Here is a 22,863-nt window from a genome sequence, read left to right on the forward strand (position 1 = left end):
CCACTACTTAAATATTGGAATCCGAATTAAAAGACAAAACCACTGCTTATACAATAAACAGTGGTTCTGGAACTAACAGAAATCAATTCTAATTAATCAAGTAAGTCTTATTGCCAGCCCCCACCAAGGGCTCTGTACAATTGAATTATGGCTTTGTATTGTTGGAATTTATTGTCTATCAAGCTTAATTCTGCATTCAAAGCATTGTCTTTTACAGTTAAAACTTCTAAATAATTCGCTAGTCCGTACGTCAATAATTCATCTGAATAATCAGTGGCTTTATTCAATGCAGCTACTTGTTTTCCCCTCACGGTGAGTTTGTAGGTTTCATTGTTGTATTGTGCCAATGCATCCGAAACTTCTTTTCCGGCGGTCAACAAAGACTGCTCAAACTGAAGATAGGCTTTTTCCTGATTTGCTTTTGCAATTTCAAATCTGGTTTTAATCTGTCTTTGATTAAAAATAGGTTGTGTCAACCCCGTAATTACATTAGCAAAAAGGGAATTAGCGCTAAACCATTCTTTCAAATCAATACTCTGAAGTCCTCCTGTTGCAGTAAGTTTTAACGTTGGATAAAAATTACTTTTAGCTACATTGGTTTGCTCAAAACTCGAAATAAAGTTGTATTCTGCTGCAATCACGTCAGGTCTGTTTCTTAGTAACGTAGCAGGTACACCAAGTGTAATGGTTGGTTGTAAGGATTGTGTTTCAAAAGTGCTTCTTTCAATTTTGGCAGAAGCTTCACCCATAAGAATGCTCATCGTGTTTTCAAGAATGATACTATTATTCTTTAAATCAGCAAGGATAATTTCGGTAGCATATTTTTGCGCTTCGGTTTGCTTCACACCAACTTCGGTAACATTTCCTGCCGCCTTTAATGCTACAATTGTTTCAATACTTTGATTTCTGTTAATCAAGGTTCGTTCTGTTAATTTTATTTGTGCGTCAACAGAAAGCAATTGATAATAGGTTGCGGCAAGGGTAGCAATTAATTGTGTTTTGACCACTTGATTCGCTGCTGTAGTTTGAAGATAGGCCGCATTTGCTGCGCGCTTGTTGCTTCGTATTTTTCCCCAAATGTCTGCTTCCCAAGAAAGATTCCCTGTAAACTGGTATTGATCCACATTAGTTGCACCACCACCACGGCTTATTAAGTTACCTAATTGACTGTTTTTAGAAAGCTCTTGATGCGTCCAGTCGGCACCTACAGAAAGTGTTGGAAAATACCCTGCTTTTCCCTGTCGCATGGTAGCCTCGGCAGCTTGGATATTTTGCATTGCAATTCTGATATCCAGGTTATTGTTTAACCCTTTTTTGATATACCCTTGCAAAAGAGGATCGGTAAAAACGAGATCCCAAGCAACATTAGCAAGTGAAGTGGTATCATTTGAAACAACTTCAGTTCTGTAAAGATTTTCGGTTTTTAATTCTGGTCTGTTATATTTTTTAGCAACAAAGCACGACTGCATTACAGTAGCGGTTATAACAACTACTGCTATTTTAATTAACTTATTCTTCATTTTCTTTATTTAAAAGTGCGACATCAGTTTCCTGATTTGTTATCGGAAGTGGTTTTGTAGAAATTTTTTCTTGTAAGGTTTGGAAAACGATAAACAATACCGGTATTACAAAAATACCAAAAATGGTTCCTATTAACATACCGCCAATTGCTCCAGTTCCAATAGCATTATTCCCAACAGCTCCAGCTCCTTTAGCTAACATCAAAGGCAATAATCCGAAAATAAATGCAAATGATGTCATCAATATAGGACGTAAACGAGCAACTGCACCATGAATAGCCGCTTGGGTGATACTCATTCCTTTTTTTCTGGAATCTACAGAAAACTCGACGATTAAAATGGCGTTCTTAGCGAGTAATCCAATAAGCATAATAAGTGTTATTTGTAGGTAAATATTATCACTCACATTGAAAAAATAAGCAAATAAGTATGCTCCTGCTAAACCAATTGGTAATGAAATTAATACCGCAAAAGGCAACATATAACTCTCATATTGAGCGGCTAACAAGAAATATACAAAAACCAAACACAATAGGAAAATATACAATGTTTGACCGCCAGCACTTATTTCCTCACGAGTCATTCCTGAAAACTCATAACCATAACCAATAGGTAAGGTTTGACTTGCCACTTCTTCAACTGCTTTAATGGCATCACCTGAGCTGAAACCTTCATTTGGAGCCCCTGTGACTTTTATAGAAGTGAATAAATTGAAACGTTCTATTGCCTGAGGGCCAAATACTTTTACTAAAGTCACAAATTGTGAAATAGGAGCCATCTGACCAGTATTATTTCTGACCAATACTTGATTTAACGATTCGGGATTACTTCTAAATTCGGGTTCAGATTGGTAAATTACACGAAATTGTTTTCCAAATTTGTTAAAATTAGAAGCATAAACGCCACCATAATATCCTTGCATAGTGCCTAAAACATCCGTGACAGTTAACCCTGATTTCTTTATGGTAGCAACATTCAAATCAATTCGGTATTGCGGATAATTTGGAGAAAAAGAGGTAGTTGCATATTTGATTTCGGGACGGCTATTTAAAGCTCCTAAAAATTTACTTTTTACTTCATCCAACTCCTCAATTGTTCCTCCTTTTTGATCTTGTAATTGAAATTCAAAACCATTGGTAAAACCAAAACCAACAAGTGTAGGGCGAGCAAAATAGAGGACTTTTGCATCTTTAACAGAAGCCGTACGCTTAAACAATTCAGCTATTACTGCATTTATTTCCTGATTCGCATCTTTACGTTCAGCCCAAGTTTTTAATTTTACAATTACCATTCCGTAATTACTACCTGTACCACTTATTAAACTACGACCTGAAATACGAAGTACTTCTTTTATTTCAGGAATATCTTTTACTTTATTTTCAATTTGCAATAATACTTCCTCGGTTCTTTCTAATGAAGTGCCGGGCGGAAGAGAAACGTCAGAAAGAATTGCTCCTGTATCCTCACCCGGAACAAAAGCCTTTGGCGTAATATTTAATAATAAGATAAAAATCCCTGCAAAAATGGCAATTCCTAAAAAAGCCAACCATTTACGTTTTATAAAAAACTCAACAGATCTTTTATACTTAGCGGTTGTTGTTTCAAACCCAACATTGAATGCCGTATAAAAGCGTTCTGCAAAACCTTTTTTCTTTGAGTTTTTATCGTGTTCTTTCAAGAAAATGGCACACAAAGCAGGAGAAAGTGTTAGGGCGTTAATAGCTGATAATACAATTGCAACAGCCAAAGTTATTCCAAACTGCTTGTAGAAAACGCCCGCTGAACCACTAATAAAAGAAACAGGAATAAATACCGCCGACATGACAAGGGTAATAGAAATAATTGCACTACTAATATCTTGCATGGCACTATGAGCTGCTTTTTTGGGATCATGTTCCCCAGCTTCCATTTTGGCATGGACGGCTTCAACTACTACAATGGCATCATCGACCACAATTCCCACAGCCAATACCAAGGCAAAAAGAGTTAATAAATTAATAGTAAAGCCAAATAAACTTAGGAAAAAGAAAGTACCCACAATTGCAACAGGCACAGATATTGCTGGTATAAGGGTAGATCTCCAGTCTTGTAAGAAGATAAAAACCACAATAAAAACCAATAAAAAGGCTTCAATCAAAGTGTAGATCACTTTAGTGATAGATTCTTCTAAGAAGTCATTTGCATTAATTAAGGTGGCATATTTTACCCCTTTCGGGAAATTTACTTCCGCTTCATTTAACACTTTTAAAGAACCTTCAATTACTTCTTGTGCATTAGATCCTGCAGTTTGTGCAATAGCAATTGCAACAGATTTGTTTCCATTTGTGTACGCATTACTGGCGTAATTTACAGCCCCCAATTCAATTTTTGCAACATCCCCTAATTTAAGGATTTCTCCGTTTTGGGTTGAACGGATAATAATTTCTTCAAACTCTTTTACATCTTGCAGACGCCCTTTGTATTTTAATGTATATTGAAAAGATTGGTTACTACTTTCACCTAACTGACCGGGAGCGGCTTCAATATTCTGCTCAGCCAATAAAGCTGTAATATCCGAAGGAACAAGTCCATAAGCTCCCATTACATCTGGCTTAAGCCAAATACGCATCGAGTAGTCTTTTTGTCCAAAAATCATTGCTTCTCCAACTCCTGCTACACGTTTTATTTTTGGTAAAATATTGATGTTAGCATAATTTTGAAGGAAAGTATCATCATAATCCGGGTTGTCGCTGTATAAAGATAAAATCAAAATATTGTCGCTTTGTCTCTTTGAAGTTGTTACACCGGCTCTTGTAACTTCTTGAGGCAACAAAGGTGTAGCACGTGAAACACGATTTTGCACATTCACAGCTGCTAAATCTGGATTTGTTCCTAATTTAAAGTAAATATTAATAGCTGCTGAACCGTCATTATTTGATGTAGAAGTCATGTAAGTCATGTCTTCAACACCGTTGATTTGTTCTTCTAATGGAATTACTACCGAGCTCATTACAACTTCGGCACTGGCGCCTTGATAGTTTGCTGCTACGGTTACCGTAGGTGGCGCTATTTCTGGATATTGTGAGACAGGGAGTGAGATTAACCCTAAAACTCCTAAAATTACGATGATAATAGAGATCACCGTTGACAATACCGGTCTGTCAATGAATTTTGAAAACATATTTTGTTATTTATTCAATAATTAGTTTCTGAATTACTTTTTTGTTGGATTGATGATAGTTTTAAAATCAATAATTTCAGCCTTAATGAGGGTTCCTTCAGTTACTATCCCCACTCCTTCAACAAGTATTTTATCGTTTACATTTAATCCGCTATCCACTACAAAAAATTGACCTCCAGGAATTGCGCGAACTTCAATTGGGATTGCTTGCACTTTGTTGTTTTTATCCACAACAAGTGCAATGCGTTTGTCTTGTAATTCTAATGTTGCATTTTGAGGAATGACAATAACATCCTCTAAATGTGTAGGGATTTGTATCGTTCCACTTTCTCCAGAACGCAACAATTTGTTTCCGTTTGTAAAACGTGCTCGTACATTAAACGATCCTGTTTGTGTGTTGGCTTGTCCGCTAAAGGTTTCAATTTTACCCTTTTGTTCATATTGCATCCCATTGCTTAAAATTAAATTTACCGCTTCCATTTTGTTTATTTTTTCTTGAAATGACTTTCCTGGAGTATTCATCATGATATCCAATTGTTCTTTTTCATTTACTGAAAAATAGGCATAAATCGTGCTCACATCCGAAATTCGGGTTAAAGGTTCAACGGTTTGGCTGCTTACATAACTTCCAAGTCTTAAAGGTAAAGTTCCTACAATTCCGTTAACAGGACTTTTTATAGTAGCATAATTAATTCTGGCAACGATACTTTGATATGTACTTTTAGCACTAGCTAAATTTGCTTTAGCCGTTTCTAATTGCACATCACTGATGATGTCACGCTCTACCAAAGGGATTAAACGATTTACCTCCACTTGAGCAGCCGCAACTTTTGCTTTTGCAGCGCCAGCTTCCTGGGTTGCTGTTTGAGTCTCTAATTTAAAAAGCAATTGCCCTTTTTTAACTTCTTGTCCTTCTTGTACATATATTTTTTGAATATATCCATCTACTTTTGCACGAATATCTATATCGGTAACGCCTTCTAAACTCGCAGGATATTCAGCTAATAAAGTTGTATTAGAGGTTGCTATCTCAACCACTTTGTAGGACATAACAGAAGGAGCCGTTTTAGCCGTTTCTTTTTTGCAGGAGAGCAAGCTTATTGATAATAAAATTACACTTATAAAATATTTTTTTTTCATCTGGGACTATTTACTAAAATTGATTAATTATTATTTTACTATTGTTATTTTCTATTTCTTTGAATTTATGGATGGTTTTAATCAATAATTCTTCGACTTCTATTACATGTTTTTTGTATGCTTTTGTATTTTCCAGATTGCACTGCTCTTCAGGACATGAAATGTTTTTTTCACGGTACGCTTGCAATTTTTCGATTATTTGTTTTTCAAAATCAAGTATTTTTAGATAATTAGTCAGTCTTTCGCTAAATGGACTGGATTTGAAATATTTTTTTCGATCACCAGTTAACGTATAATAATTTATTTTGTCCATTTTTAGCAGCAGATTCAAGTTTGTAGAAATCGAACTTTTACTGGCGCCCAGTTTTTCAACTATTTCTTCAAAGGTTAATCCTTTTTTGCAGCCATCAATTATTAATAGTCCCAGAATTCTGGAGCCAAGCGGAGATAAATTATACAGTAACTCAAAATGAATTCCGAACATTTCTATAAGTTCTTCTCTTTCTTTAGGAATATTGTTCATAATTTTTTTGCAAAAGTACTATTTAGTTCGGCATTTACCGAACTAAGCGAACTTAAATCTATGTTAATTTATTTAACAAATTGTAGTTAATGAAGTTACTGCTTCTACAATAAAAATCTAAAGTTTATTTCTTATTTAGTTATAATTAGATTAAAAGTTAGTTGGTGAAAAAAAAATGCTTAATATTGAAAAGTGAACATTTATCCATATTTTATTAAACCAAATGAATTTTACTATGAAATCTAAAAACTTCAAGAACTCTTTATTAATGATTTCTTTATTCTCTGCAACAGCAGTTATGGCGCAACACAACTATGTAAATACTCCGCCAGAGGTTTCCCCAATGTCAATGAAACCAGAAATGACTGAAATTTGGGAACCAGAAGTAAAAGGTATTACCCCGGCTAAAACCCTTGGAAATGCGCCTTCGGATGCGATTATTTTATTTGACGGTAAAAATTTAGCACAATGGGTGAGCCAGAAAGATATAAATAAACCGGCAGGATGGAAAATTGTTGATCAAGATTATATGGAAGTTGTTCCGGGTACCGGAGCCATTCAAACTAAAATGGTTTTTGGGGATTGTCAACTGCACCTGGAATGGAGCGCGCCGGATGTTGTTTTAGATGGGGGACAGGCAAGAGGAAACAGTGGCGTATTTTTCCAAAACAGATATGAATTACAAATATTAGATTCCTATAATAATAGAACCTATAGTAATGGCCAGGCCGGAAGTATTTATAAAGATCATCCACCTTTAGTAAACGCCGTGAAAACACCATTAGAATGGAATGCTTATGATGTAATATATACGGCACCTCGTTTCAAAGCAGATGGTAAAATTGATGCTCCAGCAAGAATTACCGTGTTTTTGAATGGTGTTTTAGTCCAAAATAATACTACAATAAACGGGTTGACACTTTACATCGGTTTGCATAATTATCCCTCGGCTCATGGAGAGGATGTTATTTCGCTTCAGGATCATGATTCTAAAAATCAATTTCGAAATATTTGGATCAGAAAAATATAAAATTAAATACCAACGGAGTGCTAAAACGCTCCGTTTTTTTAGCGCTACAGCACAATTAGCATTGTTCTGTTTTTGAAATCTAAATTACTTATATTTGTTGACCTAAAAAAAAACTTATAGTGAGTCAAATCAATAAGCTAAAAATATTCAATGATCCCATTTATGGGTTTATTACCATACCCAATGCCTTAATTTACGATTTAATACAGCATCCTTATTTTCAGCGTTTGCGCCGTATTTCCCAGATGGGCTTGTCGTATTTAGTATATCCTGGTGCCAATCATACCCGTTTTCATCATGCTTTAGGTTGTATGCATTTAATGCAAAAAGCGGTTGATGTATTGCGTTTTAAGGGGGTTTCAATATCTCCTGAAGAAGAAAATGCACTCTATATTGCCATTTTGTTACACGATATAGGACATGGCCCTTTTTCGCATGCTATGGAAAGAAGTATCGTTGAGGATGTACATCATGAGGAAATTTCCTTATTGTTCATGAATCAGTTAAATGTGGAATTCAATGGCCAGTTGAGTCTAGCCATTCAGGTTTTCAAGGGGGAATATGACCGGAAATTTATGTTGCAACTTATTTCGAGCCAATTGGATATGGATCGTATGGATTATTTGAAACGCGATAGTTTTTATTCGGGTGTTTCAGAAGGCAATGTCAATTCAGAACGATTGATCCAAATGATGAATGTTGCGGATGATGTTTTGGTTATTGAAGAAAAAGGAATTTATTCTGTTGAAAAATTCTTGATGTCCAGACGATTAATGTACTGGCAGGTTTATTTACACAAAACCAGTTTAGTGGCCGAGTTAATTTTGACGAAAGTCCTAAAAAGAGCTAAAGAATTGACATTAAAAGGAGTACAGTTGCCTTGCAGCAAGCCGTTGTTCTTTTTTATGGAAAATAAAGTTACGATGGACACATTTGATGCCGGGAGGTTAGATTTATTTGCACAATTAGATGATTTTGATATCATTAGTGCTTTGAAATCATGGCAGCAACAGGATGACTTTACGCTATCCTCCTTAAGTAAAATGATTGTAAACCGTGATTTATTAAAGATAAAATTAACGAGTGAAAAAGTCACTTTGGAAGAATTACAGCCGTTGAAAGAACGTTTTGCAGCAGAGCATCATATTTCTTTACAAGAAACAAACTATTTTATTTTTAGAGGAAAAATAAAAAATCAGGCTTACAGCAAACAGGCAGAACCCATACGGATTTTGAATAAAGACAAAACAATTGAAGACGTTGTGGATGCCTCTGATCAATTGAATTTGAAATCATTATCTAAATCCGTTACTAAATATTACATATGTTTTCCAAAACAACTGTTATAAATTCAGTATTTAAAACCTATTTTTTATATTTTTGTCGGGATGAAATTTACAGCAGAACAAATAGCAGGGATTTTAGAAGGTGAAGTTGTAGGAAATCCCATGGCAGAAGTTTCTAGATTATCAAAAATCGAAGAAGGCATCGAAGGATCACTAACTTTCTTGTCAAACCCCAAGTATCAGAATTATATTTATTCTACTAAAGCATCTGTAACAATTGTTAATGATACTTTTATAGCAGAGGCACCAATTACTACAACTTTGATTAAAGTGATTGATGCGTATTCCGCATTTTCAAAATTATTAGAATTTTACAATCAGGTAAAATTAAATAAAAGTGGGATAGAACAACCCTCTTTCCTTTCGGACAGCGTTAAATATGGAGAAAGTTTATATTTAGGGAGTTTTAGTTATGTAGGTCAAAATGTCGTTTTAGGAGAAAACGTAAAAATTTATCCCAATTGTTTTCTGGGTGATAATGTAGTAGTAGGGGATAATGTTATTCTATTTGCTGGTGCAAAAATTTATTCAGAGACCATAATAGGGAATAACTGTACGATACATTCCGGAGCTATAATAGGTTCAGATGGTTTTGGTTTTGCACCTAATCCAGACGGAACTTACACTAAAATCCCACAAATAGGAAATGTTATTATTGAAGACAATGTTGATATTGGGTCTTGTACTACAATAGATAGAGCCACAATGGGTTCAACTATTATACGAAAAGGCGTGAAGCTGGACAATCAAATTCAAATTGCGCACAATGTTGAAATTGGGGAGAATACGGTAATAGCGGCGCAAACCGGTGTTGCGGGTTCAACTAAAATTGGCAAAAACGGAATGATTGGTGGCCAAGTTGGAATTTCTGGACACCTAACCATTGGCAATAATGTACGAATTCAAGCGCAATGTGGTGTAGGAAGGAATATTAAAGATAATGAAATCTTACAAGGAAGTCCCGCATTTGGGTACAATGATTTTAGTAAATCGTACGTTCATTTCAAGAATTTACCCAAAATTGTTGCAGAAATCGAAGAATTAAAAAAACAAATTTTAAACCAAAAAAATGGAAAAAATGGTTAAACAGAAGACCATCAAAACAGAAATCTCTCTAACTGGAGTTGGATTACACACAGGTAAAGAAGTGAAAATGACTTTTAAACCTGCTCCAGTCAATAATGGTTTTACTTTTGTTCGAGTAGATCTAGAGGGACAACCTATTGTGGAAGCTGATGCAAATTATGTAGTAAATACACAAAGAGGAACCAATTTAGAAAAGTTAGGGGTCAAAATTCAAACACCAGAACATGTTTTAGCGGCATTGACGGGTTGTGACTTAGATAATGTCATCATAGAATTGAATGCTTCTGAACTACCAATAATGGATGGCTCCTCTAAATTCTTTGTTGAAGCTCTTGAAAAAGCGGGTATCGAAGAACAAAGTGCAAAAAGGAATGTATATATAGTAAAAGAAGTTATTTCATTTACTGATGAAGCCACAGGCAGCGAAATTTTAGTGATGCCAAGTGATTATTACTGCGTTACTGCAATGGTTGATTTTGGGACTAAAATTTTAGGAACTCAAAATGCGACTATGAAAAATATTTCTGATTTCAAAACGGAGATATCTGAGTCAAGAACCTTCAGTTTCTTGCATGAATTAGAATCTCTTTTAGAGAACGGTTTGATAAAAGGAGGTGATTTAAATAATGCTATCGTGTATGTTGATAAAGAAATATCAGCCACTACAATGGAAAGTTTGAAACTCGCTTTTGGAAAAGAGCAAATAACGGTTAAACCAAATGGTATTTTAGACAATCTGACTTTGCATTATCCGAATGAAGCGGCAAGACACAAACTACTTGATGTAATAGGTGATTTAGCTTTAATTGGAACTAAAATACAAGGTAAGGTAATAGCTAACAAACCAGGACATTTTGTCAATACACAATTTGCGAAGAAAATGGCTAAAATCATAAAAATTGAACAACGAAATTATGTTCCTGTTTTTGATTTACATCAGGAACCATTGATGGACATTCATAAAATCATGGCAGTTCTGCCTCATAGACCCCCATTTTTATTGATTGACAGAATTATCGAAATGTCAGAAACTCATGTGGTTGGAATGAAAAATGTAACCATGAACGAAAACTTTTTTGTAGGTCATTTTCCTGAAGCTCCGGTTATGCCAGGTGTTTTAATTGTGGAGGCCATGGCGCAAACAGGAGGGATTCTTGTTTTAAGCACGGTTCCGGATCCGGAGAACTATTTGACTTATTTTATGAAAATAGATAATGTTAAATTTAAACACAAAGTATTACCAGGCGATACTTTGATTTTTAAATGCGATTTAATTACGCCAATCCGACGAGGTATTTGTCATATGCAAGCAAATGCGTATGCAAATGGAAAACTGGTTGCTGAAGCAGAATTGATGGCCCAAATTGCTAAGAAACAGTAATTTTTTTGTTGATTTGGTTAATCGTGTATTCGGTTAATCGATTAAACAGTTAAACGATTAAACAAAGAATATGAATCAACCACTAGCATATGTTCATCCCGGCGCTAAAATCGCCAAGAATGTTGTCATTGAACCGTTTACAACCATCCATAATAATGTAGTTATTGGGGATGGCACTTGGATAGGATCTAACGTTACCATAATGGAAGGCGCAAGAATAGGAAAAAATTGTAATATATTCCCTGGTGCAGTAATTTCAGCAGTTCCACAGGATTTAAAATTTGGCGGAGAAGATTCTTTAGCAATTATTGGAGATAATTGTACCATAAGAGAATGTGTGACCATCAATAGGGGAACAATAGCCTCCGGACAGACTACCTTAGGTAATAATTGTTTGGTAATGGCAACGGCGCATATTGCCCACGATTGTCACATAGGTGATAATGCTATTATTGTAAACGGAGTCGCTCTGGCTGGTCATGTAACCGTTGGTAAATATGCCGTTATTGGAGGATTGGCTGCCATTCATCAATTTATCCATATTGGAGATCATGCCATGATTTCTGGTGGATCCTTAGTAAGAAAAGATGTTCCCCCGTTTACCAAAGCCGCAAAAGAACCTTTGTCGTATGTAGGTATTAATTCTGTGGGATTAAGAAGACGTGGTTTTACAACAGAAAAAATCAGAGAAATTCAAGATATTTACAGAATTCTGTACCAAAAAAATTATAATACCACACAAGCTTTAGGTATTATTGAAGCTGAAATGGAGGCCACGCCGGAAAGAGATGAAATCATTGATTTTATTCGAAACTCCTCAAGAGGTGTAATGAAAGGCTATTCAGGAAATTATTAAGAATCAACAAATCAACAAATAAAAATAAAAATGGCATCTACATCAGACATTAAAAACGGATTGTGTATTAAATACAACAACGATATCTACAAAATAATTGAATTTCTTCATGTAAAACCAGGAAAAGGACCAGCTTTCGTTAGAACTAAATTAAGAAGTTTAACAAACGGAAAAGTATTGGATAACACTTTTTCTGCGGGTCATAAAATTGAGGAAGTTCGAGTTGAAAATCATAAATTTCAATATTTGTATCCGGAAGGTGATGAATTCCATTTTATGAATACAGAAACCTTTGAGCAAATTTCCTTGAATAAAAATATTTTGGATTCCCCAGGATTATTAAAAGAAGGCGAAAATGTAATGGTAAGTATCAATACAGAGACTGATTTACCTCTTTCTGTAGATATGCCGGCATCTGTAATTCTTGAAGTGACTTATGCGGAACCAGGTATCAAAGGAAATACTGCTACAAATGCAACAAAATCAGCAACTGTTGAAACAGGAGCCACTGTAAATGTACCTTTGTTTATCAATGAAGGAGATAAAATTAAAATAGATACTGCATCAGGTTCTTATATGGAACGTGTAAAGGAGTAGTTTTTATAGGTTTTCAGTATCAGTAGATAATTCGAGTTGTAAAGAATTAAAACTGGTACTGAAAACTGAGACTAAAGAAATGAAAAAATGAAATTCCAAAAAGTATATACTTTAGAAGAAATTGCAACTATCATCGACTGTGAATATGTTGGTGATGCTAATTTTCCTGTTTTGGGAATGAATGAAATTCATGTTGTCGAATCTGGTGATATTGTTTTTGTAGATCATCCTAAGTATTATGATAAAGCGTTAAACTCAGCGGCAACTATAGTTTTAATCAATAAAAATGTAGCTTGTCCTGATGGAAAAGCATTACTTATTTCTAATGATCCGTTTAGGGATTTCAACACATTAACAAAACACTTTAAACCTTTTCAGTATTCAAATGTTTCAATAGCTGCTTCAGCTTCAATAGGTGAAGGAACTGTAATACAGCCCAATACATTTATTGGAAATCATGTTGTCATTGGAGAAAATTGTGTGATACATTCTAATGTTTCTATTTATGATTATACCGTAATTGGTGATAATGTAATCATTCACGCAGGAACAATTTTGGGTGCCGATGCTTTTTATTATAAAAAACGTCCCGAAGGATACGATCAATTACTTTCCGGTGGAAGAGTGGTTATCAAAGACAATGTGGGAATTGGAGCGCTTTGTACAATTGACAAAGGTGTTACTGGCGATACTATTATTGGTGAAGGCACAAAAATTGACAATCAGGTGCATGTAGGTCATGACACCGTGATTGGGAAAAAATGTTTAATTGCTTCACAAACCGGAATTGCCGGATGCGTTATTATAGAAGATGAAGTTACAATATGGGGACAAGTAGGAACTACCAGCGGAATCACAATAGGAGCAAAGGCTGTTATTCTAGGACAAACCGGAGTTACAAAATCAGTAGAAGGAGGTAAATCCTATTTTGGAACGCCAATTGAGGAATCAAGAGAAAAATTGAAGCAACTGGCCAATATTAAAAAGATACCAGAAATTCTTACTAAACTAAAATAATATGTCTGCAAAAGAAATCGTTCAACAATTTTATAAATCAGATGCTTTAATCGACAGCGAAGTCATCAAAGATTATTTGCACCCGGAAGTAATAGTAGAATGGAATAGCAGCAAAGGATTCATTCAGTTGGATTATAATTCTTTATTAAATTTATCTAATGATTTAAGCAAAGCGTATGTTCGTTCTAAAGTTCGAATAAGCCATATTATTGGTGAAAATAATTTAATTTCCGTGCGCTATTCTCATTTTGTCAAAACAATTGAAAATCCTAGAGAAGAGATGTTATTAGCACATTTTATAGCTATTTGGGAAATAAAAGACAATAAATTATACAGAGGGTATCAAATGAGTCAATTATCCTAATTTAGTGTCAAAAAACTGAACACTGAACACTGATTACTGCTTACTATTTTATACTTTTGCATAACAATTTTAAAAACTACATAAAAAATATATCATGAGTGTTTTAGTTAATAAAGATTCCAAAATAATTGTTCAAGGTTTTACAGGAAGTGAAGGAACTTTCCATGCTTCTCAAATGATTGAGTACGGTACTAACGTTGTTGGTGGCGTAACTCCAGGAAAAGGAGGAACAACTCACTTAGACAGACCCGTTTTCAATACTGTAAAAGATGCTGTAGAACAAGCAGGAGCTGATACAACAATCATTTTTGTTCCACCGGCTTTTGCTGCTGATGCAATAATGGAAGCTGCAGATGCAGGTATAAAAGTAATTATTGCAATTACTGAAGGAATACCTGTGGCTGACATGATAAAAGCAAATAGTTACGTAAAAGAAAGAAATGCTCGTCTAATAGGACCTAACTGCCCAGGAATAATTACTCCGGGTGAAGCTAAAGTTGGTATTATGCCAGGTTTCGTTTTCAAAAAAGGAACTGTTGGTATTGTTTCTAAATCGGGAACATTAACCTATGAGGCAGCGGATCAAGTAGTTAAGCAAGGATTAGGAATCACTACCGCTATTGGTATTGGTGGAGACCCAATCATTGGAACTACAACAAAAGAAGCTGTTGAATTATTAATGAACGATCCAGAAACAGAATGTATTGTAATGATAGGTGAAATTGGCGGACAATTAGAAGCGGATGCAGCTCACTGGATCAAAGCAGATGGTAACCGTAAACCAGTTGTAGGATTCATTGCAGGAGTTACCGCTCCAGTAGGACGCACAATGGGACATGCAGGTGCAATCGTAGGTGGATCTGACGATACTGCTGAAGCAAAAAAGCAAATCATGCGAGAATGTGGTATTCACGTAGTAGATTCTCCAGCGGAAATTGGTAAAAAAGTAAAAGAAGTTTTAGGTTAATCTAAACTCTAATTAAATATTTTAAAAGCCTCACATTTTGTGGGGCTTTTTTATTATAAATTCAATTAAAGAAATATCTTTGCACTTTATTAAATAAATCTGTTTTTCAGATGTAATCCTAATAAAAGTAAACATAAACGAATGGTTTCTAATGGACTTCACGATTTTGTGGGGTATTTTTTTGCTAAAGCCAATTCAAATTAAAATAAAAAAAATGTATAAAGAGTTAAAAAAATTCAAAGTTACCAATCAGTTTTCATTCACTACAGAAGATAGTTTAGCCGAAGTTTGTAATGCTTCAGAAGGATCTGGAATATTTTTAGTATATTCCGTAGCAGAAGAGAAAGAGTTGATTATGGTGGGTTCTACCGGAACTGTCCAAAATAACGGAACTTTGAAAATTAAAAACGGTGGTCTAAAAGAAAAAATTGTTGAAGGACACCAATTTGCTAAAACAGGAAGAAAATATTCTTGGCCAGCGCAAATGAAAATTGAAGAGATCAGCACGCTAGAAGTGGTTTGGTATGAGACATTCAACGATAAAACTAAAGTGATTCCAACATTCGTAGAAGGACAAGTTTTACAAAACTTTCTAGACGAAAATGGAAGATTACCAAAATGGAATGTAGCTTTTTAATACAATCCGTTTTTTTAAATAATTTAAAAGCTCCTATTTGGAGCTTTTTTTATTTAAATGGTGTCGACCATTTTGTATCTACATATACATTAGTTCCTGATAATGTTTGAATAAAAGCGACAAGAGCATTAACTTCGGGAGCAGTAAGATTTAATTTTTGCCCAAAACCATTTGGCGCTAATCTTGGATCCAAATTTGTATTTCCGGGAGCTAAATTGATACTTCCATAATGCCCAATAACATTTTGTAGTGTTGTTAAATTTCCCGTATGCATAAATAAACCATTAGAACTTCCGTTTGGTTTTACCAGATCTCTCAATGAAGGTGCTCTTGTGTTTGTGATGTCAATTCCCGGGGCGTTTAAAATACCTATAATACCATTGTTTTTTGTATTGGGATCAATGTCAAATTCAGGTGCGGCATGGCAAACTGTACATCCTACTCCTCCAGAAGTTCTGTTTCCGGTTGCGTCAAAAACCGGAGGCGCCAGGAACAAATTTTTACCTTGATTTTCTTGTGTCGTAAAGTTGGTGAAGGGTTGGCCGTCGTTTGCAACTAATACCCTTCCAGCATCATATTTAGAATCAAAGGATTGGATGCTTCTAATAAATTGCGCTAAAGCCAGCTGAATCTTGCTTTCAGTAATGATTTCAGAGCCATACGTATATTTAAACAATTCTTTGTAATACCCAATGTTTTGCAATTTTGAAATTAGTACTGTCAAGTTTGCATCACCTAAGGTTCCGCTAAAACCCATTTCAATGTGATTTTGAATAGGTTGTGTCGTTTGTAACTCTAATGTGGCTGCCCGTTCGTCCCAAAAAAACTTGTTTTCTCTTGAAAATCTAGAATTCACCAATCTCATAGAATGTCTGGTGGTCTTTCCGTTTATTCCGTCGCTGGCAATAGCCACATCTCCAAAAGCATTTGCTTGAATGTGGCAGGAAGAACAGGAAATTGTGTTATTTGAGGATAAGTTTTTATCATAAAATAGAACCCGACCTAATGTAGCTCCTTTGTCAGTTACTGGATTTCCTGCAGTGTTATCTTTAGTTATGTAAGAAGGGATAATTTGGTTAGCATAATTACTCAAATTATTTAAATCAATTTTACCAGGAAAAGTAGCAGTCACATTGGGATAGGAATCGGCAATCACAGTTGTTTCATTGCTTTCATTTTTGCTACAAGCTGTAAAAACGAGTAATCCTACAAAAAATAATAAGGAAGAGATCTTGTTCATATCAATTGGTTAAGTTAAAAAATGAGGTCGTTGATTCTATTTGGGTTTCTTGTATTTTAGATTGTTTTTTTACTTTTTTTTATAATTAGAGTCAATTTCAAATCTAGTAATTTTATTATGATTACATCTAAACATTTTGAAGCTTTAATCATGTCAAACAGTTTTACTTAGTTTTAGGACAATTTTTTTTATAAAAGGTTTAATTGAAGATGTATTTTTTTTTCAACCCACAATTATTGCTATATTTGACAAGTGTAAATTAGCCCTGATAGAAGTGGAAATCCTTTTTCTTGTCAGTTCGATTTCGTTTGAAAAGCGAGGAGGAGAACAAGAGAAAAAGATTGAAACGGATAGCAGGAATAGCTTCAAATAAATATTAAATTAATTTTAGAACATGAAATTACTAGAAGGAAAGGTTGTTATAATTACTGGCGCAAGCCGTGGAATTGGTAAAGGAATTGCAGAAGTTTTTGCTAAAAATGGGGCAAATGTTGCTTTTACGTACAGTTCATCTGTTGAATCAGCTTTGGCTCTTGAAAATGAATTGAACGCTTTAGGGATTAAAGCCAAAGGATATCAATCAAATGCAGCCGATTTTAATGAAGCACAAACTCTTGTAGACGCGGTTTTAGCTGAATTCGGAACAGTCGATATTCTGATAAACAATGCCGGAATTACTAAAGACAACCTATTGATGCGAATGTCTGAAGGCGATTTTGATCAAGTTATTGATGTTAACTTGAAATCGGTTTTTAATATGACTAAAGCCATTCAACGTACTTTCTTGAAACAACGTTCAGGTTCAATTATCAATATGAGTTCAGTAGTAGGAGTGAAAGGAAATGCAGGACAAACGAATTATGCGGCTTCTAAAGCGGGAGTTATTGGTTTTTCTAAATCTGTAGCATTGGAATTAGGATCTCGTAACATTCGTTGTAATGTAATTGCTCCGGGATTTATAGAAACGGAAATGACCGCTAAGTTAAATGAAGATGTTGTAAAAGGATGGAGAGATGGAATTCCTTTGAAACGTGGCGGAACTACTGAAGATGTTGCTAATGCGTGTCTTTTCTTTGCTTCGGATATGAGTGCGTATGTAACGGGACAGGTTATGAATGTTTGCGGAGGAATGCTTACCTAAAATTTAATTATAAGATTGTAAAACTCAAAGATTTAAAGATTTTTGAACTACGTAATTAATTTTTAATCATTAAATTCTTCAATCTTTTAATAAAGAATAAATGACAACAAACACGCTACTATTATTACTGCTTTCGTTACTAATAGCTGGTGGTTTGTCATTTTTTCAATATATTTACAAAGCCAAAAACAAATCGAAAGTCGGTTGGTTTTTGGCTTTTTTGCGTTTTTTATCCATTTTTGGAATTTTAATGTTGTTGATTAATCCAATACTAACCAAAAATACCTTCGAAACGGTAAAAACACCCTTACCGATTGTTGTTGATAATTCCAGTTCTATTTCTTTTTTGAATGCCAATGAAAAAGCATTAGAATTGTATAAAAGAATACAATTAAACTCAGATTTGAAAGATAAATTCGATGTGCAAACGTATCAGTTTTCAGATGATTTTGAACCTACGGAAATTTTTAATTTTAAGGGAACTCAAACCAATATCGATGTTGTTGCCAAAAATCTAAAAAGCATTTATAAAAACACAGTATATCCAACAGTTTTAATCACAGATGGAAACCAAACTTCAGGGAATGATTACGTCTATAGTTTTGACCCCTTAAATAAAGTTTATCCGGTAATATTAGGCGACACAACAAAATTATTTGACTTAAAAATCAATCAACTGAACGTTAATAAATATGCTTTTCATAAGAATAAATTTCCTGTAGAAGTTTTTTTGCAGTATTCAGGAACCAAAAGTGTAACAGCTGATTTTGTTATTTCACAAGGGAATTCGGTATTCAGTACACAATCCATTACCTTATCACCATCCAAGAAGACAGCAACTGTACCCGTACTTTTGCCGGCTGACAAAATAGGATTACAGGTTTTTAAAGTTACAATTTCATCAAAAGAAAAAGAAAAAAATACAGATAACAACACTAAGAATTTTGCAGTTGAAGTTATTGATCAAAAAACAAATATTGCCATAATTTCAGCTATAAATCATCCCGATTTAGGGGCTATGAAAAGAGCTATTGAATCGAATGTACAGCGTAAAGTAATAATTATTAAACCAAATGAAATCAAAACATTACAATATTATAATGTTTTGATTTTATACCAACCAACGACTGAATTTAAAACTATTTTTGAAAGTAATAAAGTTGCCGGAATTAATACATTTATTATTACTGGAAACAACACCGATTTCAATTTTTTGAATCAGCAACAGGAGAATTTGAGCTTTAAAATGAGTGGACAAAAAGAAGAGTATTTGTCGGTTTTTAATAAACAGTTTAATTTGTTTGCTGCGGACAATATTGGGTTTGAAGATTTACCGCCTTTGCAAAACGCTTTTGGAACCGTAACTACAAAAGGAGTTGTGTCAGTTTTGCTTTCATATAAAATCAGAACAATAGATACGAATGCGCCTTTACTGGTTTTTGCAGAAAATCAAGGCAGGCGAGCCACTTATCTTTTGGGTGAAAATAGTTGGAAATGGCGCTTGCAAACACATGTAAATAATCAATCTTTTGAAAAATATGACGTTTTCATGGATAAGATTATTCAATTTCTGGCTTCTAATAATTCTAAAAAATCATTGGTTGTTGAACATGAAAGTTTTTATAATTCCGGTGAAGCCATTGAAATAACGGCACAGTATTTCAATAAAAATTATGAGTTTGATGAAAAAGCCCGTTTGACTATAACGGTAAAAAATACCGAAACCAAGCAAACGAAAAATTACGATTTATTAAAAGGGAATAATTCCTATAAAGTCAATCTTGACGGATTGAAAGCCGGTTCTCATACTTTTACAGTAAAAGAATTAAATTCTAAAACGACGTATTCCAGTAGTTTTGAAATTCTTGATTTTGATATTGAAAAACAATTTGTTAATCCCGACGTGGAGAAATTGACGCAATTAGCTGGGCAAACACAAGGAAAAGCGTATTTTTCAGATCAAGTAGACGTATTGATTAAAACGCTTTTAGAAAATGAGGAATACAAGACGATACAAAAGAGTAGTGTTACCAAAACTCCTTTGATAGATTGGATGTGGTTATTGGTTTTAATTTCAATTTTACTGACAACCGAATGGTTTGTTCGAAAACACAACGGATTACTTTAATACAATTAAACAACATGGATTTTAGACTGAAAGTATTTTATACTGTTGCCAATCGTTTGAGTTTTACAAAAGCGGCAACCGAATTGTTTATTACGCAACCTGCTATTTCCAAACACATTCAGGAATTAGAAGAGGACTATAAAATCAAACTGTTTGACAGAAATGGTTCTAAAATAGCATTGACAACTGCTGGTGAGGTATTATTGAAACACACCAAAAACATTTTTGAAGTATACCGCGAAATTAATTTTGACATGAGTACACTGATTAATCAACGTTCCGGATTGTTGCAATTAGGAGCCAGTACTACAATTTCTCAGTATATAATTCCGCCCCTTTTAGCTCGTTTCCATCAAAAATTGCAAGATGTAAAAGTAAGTTTACTCAACGGAAACACGGAACAAATAGAAAACGCTTTATTAAGAAAAGAAATTGAAATAGGAATTGTTGAAGGGCAATCCAAAAATAAATCTATTAAATATACCGAGTTTTTGAAAGACGAATTGGTTTTGGTCTGTAAGAGTTCCAATCCGTTAGTAAGTCGTGATGAAGTGACTCAGGATGATCTTAAAAAGATGCGTTTTTTAATGCGAGAACAAGGTTCAGGAACACTTGAAGTTATTGAACATGCGTTGAAACCATTTAAAATTAAAGTATCCGAACTACAAATTGAAATGCAATTGGGAAGTACAGAAAGTATAAAATCCTATTTAATGCACTCGGATTGTGTGGCTTTTATATCGATTCATGCCATAAAAAAAGAACTTCAAAACAATGAATTGGCTATATTAGATATTGAAGACCTGATTATAGAACGATACTTTTATATTATTACGCTTCAAGGAAAAACAGATTCATTATCCGATTTGTTTATTCAGAATATCTCCAATCATTATAATTTAAAGTTATAGCAGATTATAATTTGCGATTGGCATAAATAGTTTTATCGTTCCACCTTTGTACTGTACTAATTCAACAACTTTACATTGGAAACGAATCAAAAAGCAATTCAGAAGGAATCTTTTATTTTTTTTAAAGTAAATGCCACATTGCAGCAACTCATTTTCGTTGCATTGCTTTTGTTTTGCACCACAATTTTTATTTCTCCACCAATTGCTTTGGTACTAGGATTGATTGTTGCCAACCTTTTTGGACATCCTTTTTTAGAATTGAATCATAAAGCCACTAATTATCTGTTGCAGTTTTCGGTAGTTGGTTTAGGATTTGGAATGAATGTTCACAGTGCTGTTTCAGCCGGAAAAGAGGGTTTTTATTTTACAATTGCTTCTATTGTGAGCACTTTAATTTTAGGAACTTTTTTAGGAAAATGGTTTAAAACGGATACAAAAACATCACATTTAATTTCTTGTGGCACTGCAATTTGCGGAGGAAGTGCAATCGCTGCTATTGCTCCCGTAATCCAATCGAATGAAAAACAAACCTCAGTTGCTTTGGGAGTGATATTTATTCTGAATTCGGTAGCGCTGTTTTTATTTCCTGCAGTAGGTCATTGGCTGGATTTATCGCAAAAAGAGTTTGGATTATGGTGCGCTATTGCTATTCATGATACGAGTTCTGTAGTAGGAGCAGCGAGTAAATTTGGTCCTGAAGCCATGCAAATAGCCACAACAGTAAAATTAGCCCGTGCGTTGTGGATTATTCCTGTAGCATTGATTACCGCATTTATTTTCAAAAATAAATCTGGAAAAATAAAAATTCCTTATTTTATAGGATTGTTTATTTTGGCAATGATTGCCAATACCTATCTGCCAGAAATGAAGAGTGCAGGACCACATTTAGTTTCAGTTGCCAAAATAGGCCTGACGGTAACTTTGTTTTTAATTGGTGCCGGATTAAATAGGAATGTAGTGAAATCAGTGGGATTAAAACCGCTTGTGCAGGGAGTTTTGCTTTGGACATTCATTGCAGTTTCGACTTTAATTTTAATTATTTATTTAAAATAGTTTTATGACGGAAGGTTTTTCGTTTGATCACATGAAATTGTAATCTGATATAATCATACAAAAGCGCAAACAATAAAAAGGTTGCGGCAACAAAAAGTGTTTTCATGCCTAGTAAATTATACAAAAAACCACCTAGAATACAGCCCATGAAAAAGAAGATAATAATCGATAATCGGAGATAAATACTTGTTTTAAGTTTTTTATTTTCTTCGGGTTTTTTATAAAAAAACAATTGTGACAGTTCGATTCCCAAATCAGTAAAAAGCCCCGTTAAATGGGTTGTTCTAACCGTAGACTGAGAGATTTTTGTAACCAAAGAGTTTTGTATTCCCATGGCAAAAAGCATCGAAAAAGCAATCCATTTTCCTTCAATGCTGGATAATTCAGACGCTAGTCCAAAAATACCAATACCAATCAAAACAATCATTTCCAGTGAAATAGGAATGACGTGGGATAAATCAGGATGTTTTTTAGAAATTAATTCTGCTAAAAAATTAGAGGTAAAAGCGCCCAACAAGAAGAAAATAGTAAATACAAAAAAGGTAATAGCAGCTATATAATTCTGTTTCATTATTTCTTCGGCAAAATAGGCAAAATGTCCCGTAACATTTGTGGTCAACGTGTGTACGGATAAAACTCCAGTAACATTTACAATTCCGGCAACAAAAGATAGTAAAGTGGCTAAACGTAGGTTATGAATAAAAGTTCTGTTTTTTCCTTGATGTCGAAACATAGTTGTAGTTTTCTTGTTTTAATTAACAGAATC

20 protein-coding genes are annotated in these 22,863 nt (G+C 34.3%); 14 read left to right on the top strand and 6 right to left on the bottom strand.

From position 1 onward, the window contains the following. Nucleotides 1-107: 107 nt before the first annotated feature. From EKL95_RS05500 to EKL95_RS05515, 4 genes are read right to left on the bottom strand one after another with little or no spacing between them, the layout of a single operon-like run. A complete protein-coding gene (locus EKL95_RS05500) occupies nucleotides 108-1,520 on the bottom strand; it encodes an efflux transporter outer membrane subunit (protein WP_126561547.1) in 1,413 nt (470 codons plus the stop codon). After that, nucleotides 1,510-4,680 (bottom strand): efflux RND transporter permease subunit, encoded by a 3,171-nt coding sequence (locus EKL95_RS05505; protein ID WP_126563723.1) that lies wholly within the window; start codon nucleotides 4,678-4,680, stop codon nucleotides 1,510-1,512. The genes EKL95_RS05500 and EKL95_RS05505 overlap by 11 nt, the downstream gene beginning before the upstream one ends. Before the next feature lie 33 nt (nucleotides 4,681-4,713). Next, nucleotides 4,714-5,820, bottom strand: a complete 1,107-nt coding sequence (locus tag EKL95_RS05510) for an efflux RND transporter periplasmic adaptor subunit (RefSeq protein WP_126553342.1) — start codon at nucleotides 5,818-5,820, stop codon at nucleotides 4,714-4,716. Between the two features lie 13 nt (nucleotides 5,821-5,833). Then, a complete protein-coding gene (locus tag EKL95_RS05515; protein ID WP_126553340.1) occupies nucleotides 5,834-6,343 on the bottom strand; it encodes a GbsR/MarR family transcriptional regulator in 510 nt (169 codons plus the stop codon). Nucleotides 6,344-6,578: 235 nt separating this feature from the next. Here EKL95_RS05515 and EKL95_RS05520 point away from each other — a divergent pair, with 235 nt between their 5' ends. The 10 genes from EKL95_RS05520 (at nucleotide 6,579) to EKL95_RS05565 (ending at nucleotide 15,624) form a co-directional block, all read left to right on the top strand. Then, nucleotides 6,579-7,373 carry a DUF1080 domain-containing protein gene (locus EKL95_RS05520; protein WP_231507346.1) on the top strand — a complete coding sequence of 265 codons (795 nt, stop codon included), beginning with the start codon at nucleotides 6,579-6,581 and terminating at the stop codon, nucleotides 7,371-7,373. A 119-nt stretch (nucleotides 7,374-7,492) separates the two neighbouring features. After that, on the top strand, nucleotides 7,493-8,722 hold the full coding sequence (locus EKL95_RS05525) for an HD domain-containing protein (protein WP_126563724.1): 1,230 nt from the start codon (nucleotides 7,493-7,495) through the stop codon (nucleotides 8,720-8,722). A 39-nt stretch (nucleotides 8,723-8,761) separates the two neighbouring features. Next, entirely contained in the window at nucleotides 8,762-9,805 is a 1,044-nt protein-coding gene (gene lpxD / locus EKL95_RS05530; RefSeq protein ID WP_126451547.1) for a UDP-3-O-(3-hydroxymyristoyl)glucosamine N-acyltransferase, read from the top strand. Continuing rightward, the gene (locus EKL95_RS05535) at nucleotides 9,798-11,186 is read left to right on the top strand and encodes a bifunctional UDP-3-O-[3-hydroxymyristoyl] N-acetylglucosamine deacetylase/3-hydroxyacyl-ACP dehydratase (protein WP_126460118.1); all 1,389 of its coding nucleotides are present in this window, start codon (nucleotides 9,798-9,800) and stop codon (nucleotides 11,184-11,186) included. The genes lpxD and EKL95_RS05535 overlap by 8 nt, the downstream gene beginning before the upstream one ends. 70 nt (nucleotides 11,187-11,256) lie before the next feature. Then, nucleotides 11,257-12,042 (top strand): acyl-ACP--UDP-N-acetylglucosamine O-acyltransferase, encoded by a 786-nt coding sequence (gene lpxA, locus EKL95_RS05540; protein WP_126451549.1) that lies wholly within the window; start codon nucleotides 11,257-11,259, stop codon nucleotides 12,040-12,042. Nucleotides 12,043-12,072: 30 nt separating this feature from the next. Beyond that, nucleotides 12,073-12,639, top strand: coding sequence for an elongation factor P (gene efp / locus EKL95_RS05545; RefSeq protein WP_126459482.1), 567 nt, complete (start codon nucleotides 12,073-12,075; stop codon nucleotides 12,637-12,639). Between the two features lie 87 nt (nucleotides 12,640-12,726). Continuing rightward, nucleotides 12,727-13,656: a UDP-3-O-(3-hydroxymyristoyl)glucosamine N-acyltransferase gene (locus EKL95_RS05550; RefSeq protein WP_126459485.1), complete on the top strand. Its 930-nt coding sequence runs from the start codon at nucleotides 12,727-12,729 to the stop codon at nucleotides 13,654-13,656. A 1-nt stretch (nucleotide 13,657) separates the two neighbouring features. After that, nucleotides 13,658-14,020, top strand: a complete 363-nt coding sequence (locus EKL95_RS05555) for a nuclear transport factor 2 family protein (RefSeq protein WP_126451552.1) — start codon at nucleotides 13,658-13,660, stop codon at nucleotides 14,018-14,020. A gap of 94 nt (nucleotides 14,021-14,114) precedes the next feature. Continuing rightward, entirely contained in the window at nucleotides 14,115-14,987 is an 873-nt protein-coding gene (sucD, locus tag EKL95_RS05560) for a succinate--CoA ligase subunit alpha (protein WP_126451553.1), read from the top strand. Between the two features lie 214 nt (nucleotides 14,988-15,201). Further along, nucleotides 15,202-15,624: a hypothetical protein gene (locus EKL95_RS05565; RefSeq protein ID WP_126563725.1), complete on the top strand. Its 423-nt coding sequence runs from the start codon at nucleotides 15,202-15,204 to the stop codon at nucleotides 15,622-15,624. Nucleotides 15,625-15,673: 49 nt separating this feature from the next. Here EKL95_RS05565 and EKL95_RS05570 read toward each other — a convergent pair whose 3' ends face one another. Continuing rightward, nucleotides 15,674-16,864: a cytochrome-c peroxidase gene (locus tag EKL95_RS05570; protein WP_126563726.1), complete on the bottom strand. Its 1,191-nt coding sequence runs from the start codon at nucleotides 16,862-16,864 to the stop codon at nucleotides 15,674-15,676. 394 nt (nucleotides 16,865-17,258) lie between these two features. On the opposite strand from EKL95_RS05570, the gene fabG reads away from it, so the two are divergent. From fabG to EKL95_RS05590, 4 genes are all read left to right on the top strand, one after another. Next, nucleotides 17,259-18,005, top strand: a complete 747-nt coding sequence (gene fabG / locus EKL95_RS05575; protein WP_126459494.1) for a 3-oxoacyl-[acyl-carrier-protein] reductase — start codon at nucleotides 17,259-17,261, stop codon at nucleotides 18,003-18,005. Nucleotides 18,006-18,105: 100 nt separating this feature from the next. Beyond that, nucleotides 18,106-20,133: a hypothetical protein gene (locus EKL95_RS05580; RefSeq protein ID WP_126563727.1), complete on the top strand. Its 2,028-nt coding sequence runs from the start codon at nucleotides 18,106-18,108 to the stop codon at nucleotides 20,131-20,133. 14 nt (nucleotides 20,134-20,147) lie between these two features. Further along, on the top strand, nucleotides 20,148-21,044 hold the full coding sequence (locus EKL95_RS05585) for a LysR family transcriptional regulator (RefSeq protein ID WP_126563728.1): 897 nt from the start codon (nucleotides 20,148-20,150) through the stop codon (nucleotides 21,042-21,044). 75 nt (nucleotides 21,045-21,119) lie between these two features. Beyond that, the gene (locus tag EKL95_RS05590) at nucleotides 21,120-22,097 is read left to right on the top strand and encodes a YeiH family protein (protein WP_231507347.1); all 978 of its coding nucleotides are present in this window, start codon (nucleotides 21,120-21,122) and stop codon (nucleotides 22,095-22,097) included. Here the strand turns inward: EKL95_RS05590 and EKL95_RS05595 are convergent. Beyond that, complete coding sequence (locus EKL95_RS05595; protein ID WP_126563729.1) at nucleotides 22,081-22,830, bottom strand: YoaK family protein; 750 nt, start codon at nucleotides 22,828-22,830, stop codon at nucleotides 22,081-22,083. The two genes, EKL95_RS05590 and EKL95_RS05595, sit on opposite strands and share 17 nt — an antisense overlap. Between the last annotated feature and the right edge of the window lie 33 nt (nucleotides 22,831-22,863).

This window comes from Flavobacterium sp. LB2P53, from assembly GCF_003970305.1.
GTDB lineage: Bacteria > Bacteroidota > Bacteroidia > Flavobacteriales > Flavobacteriaceae > Flavobacterium.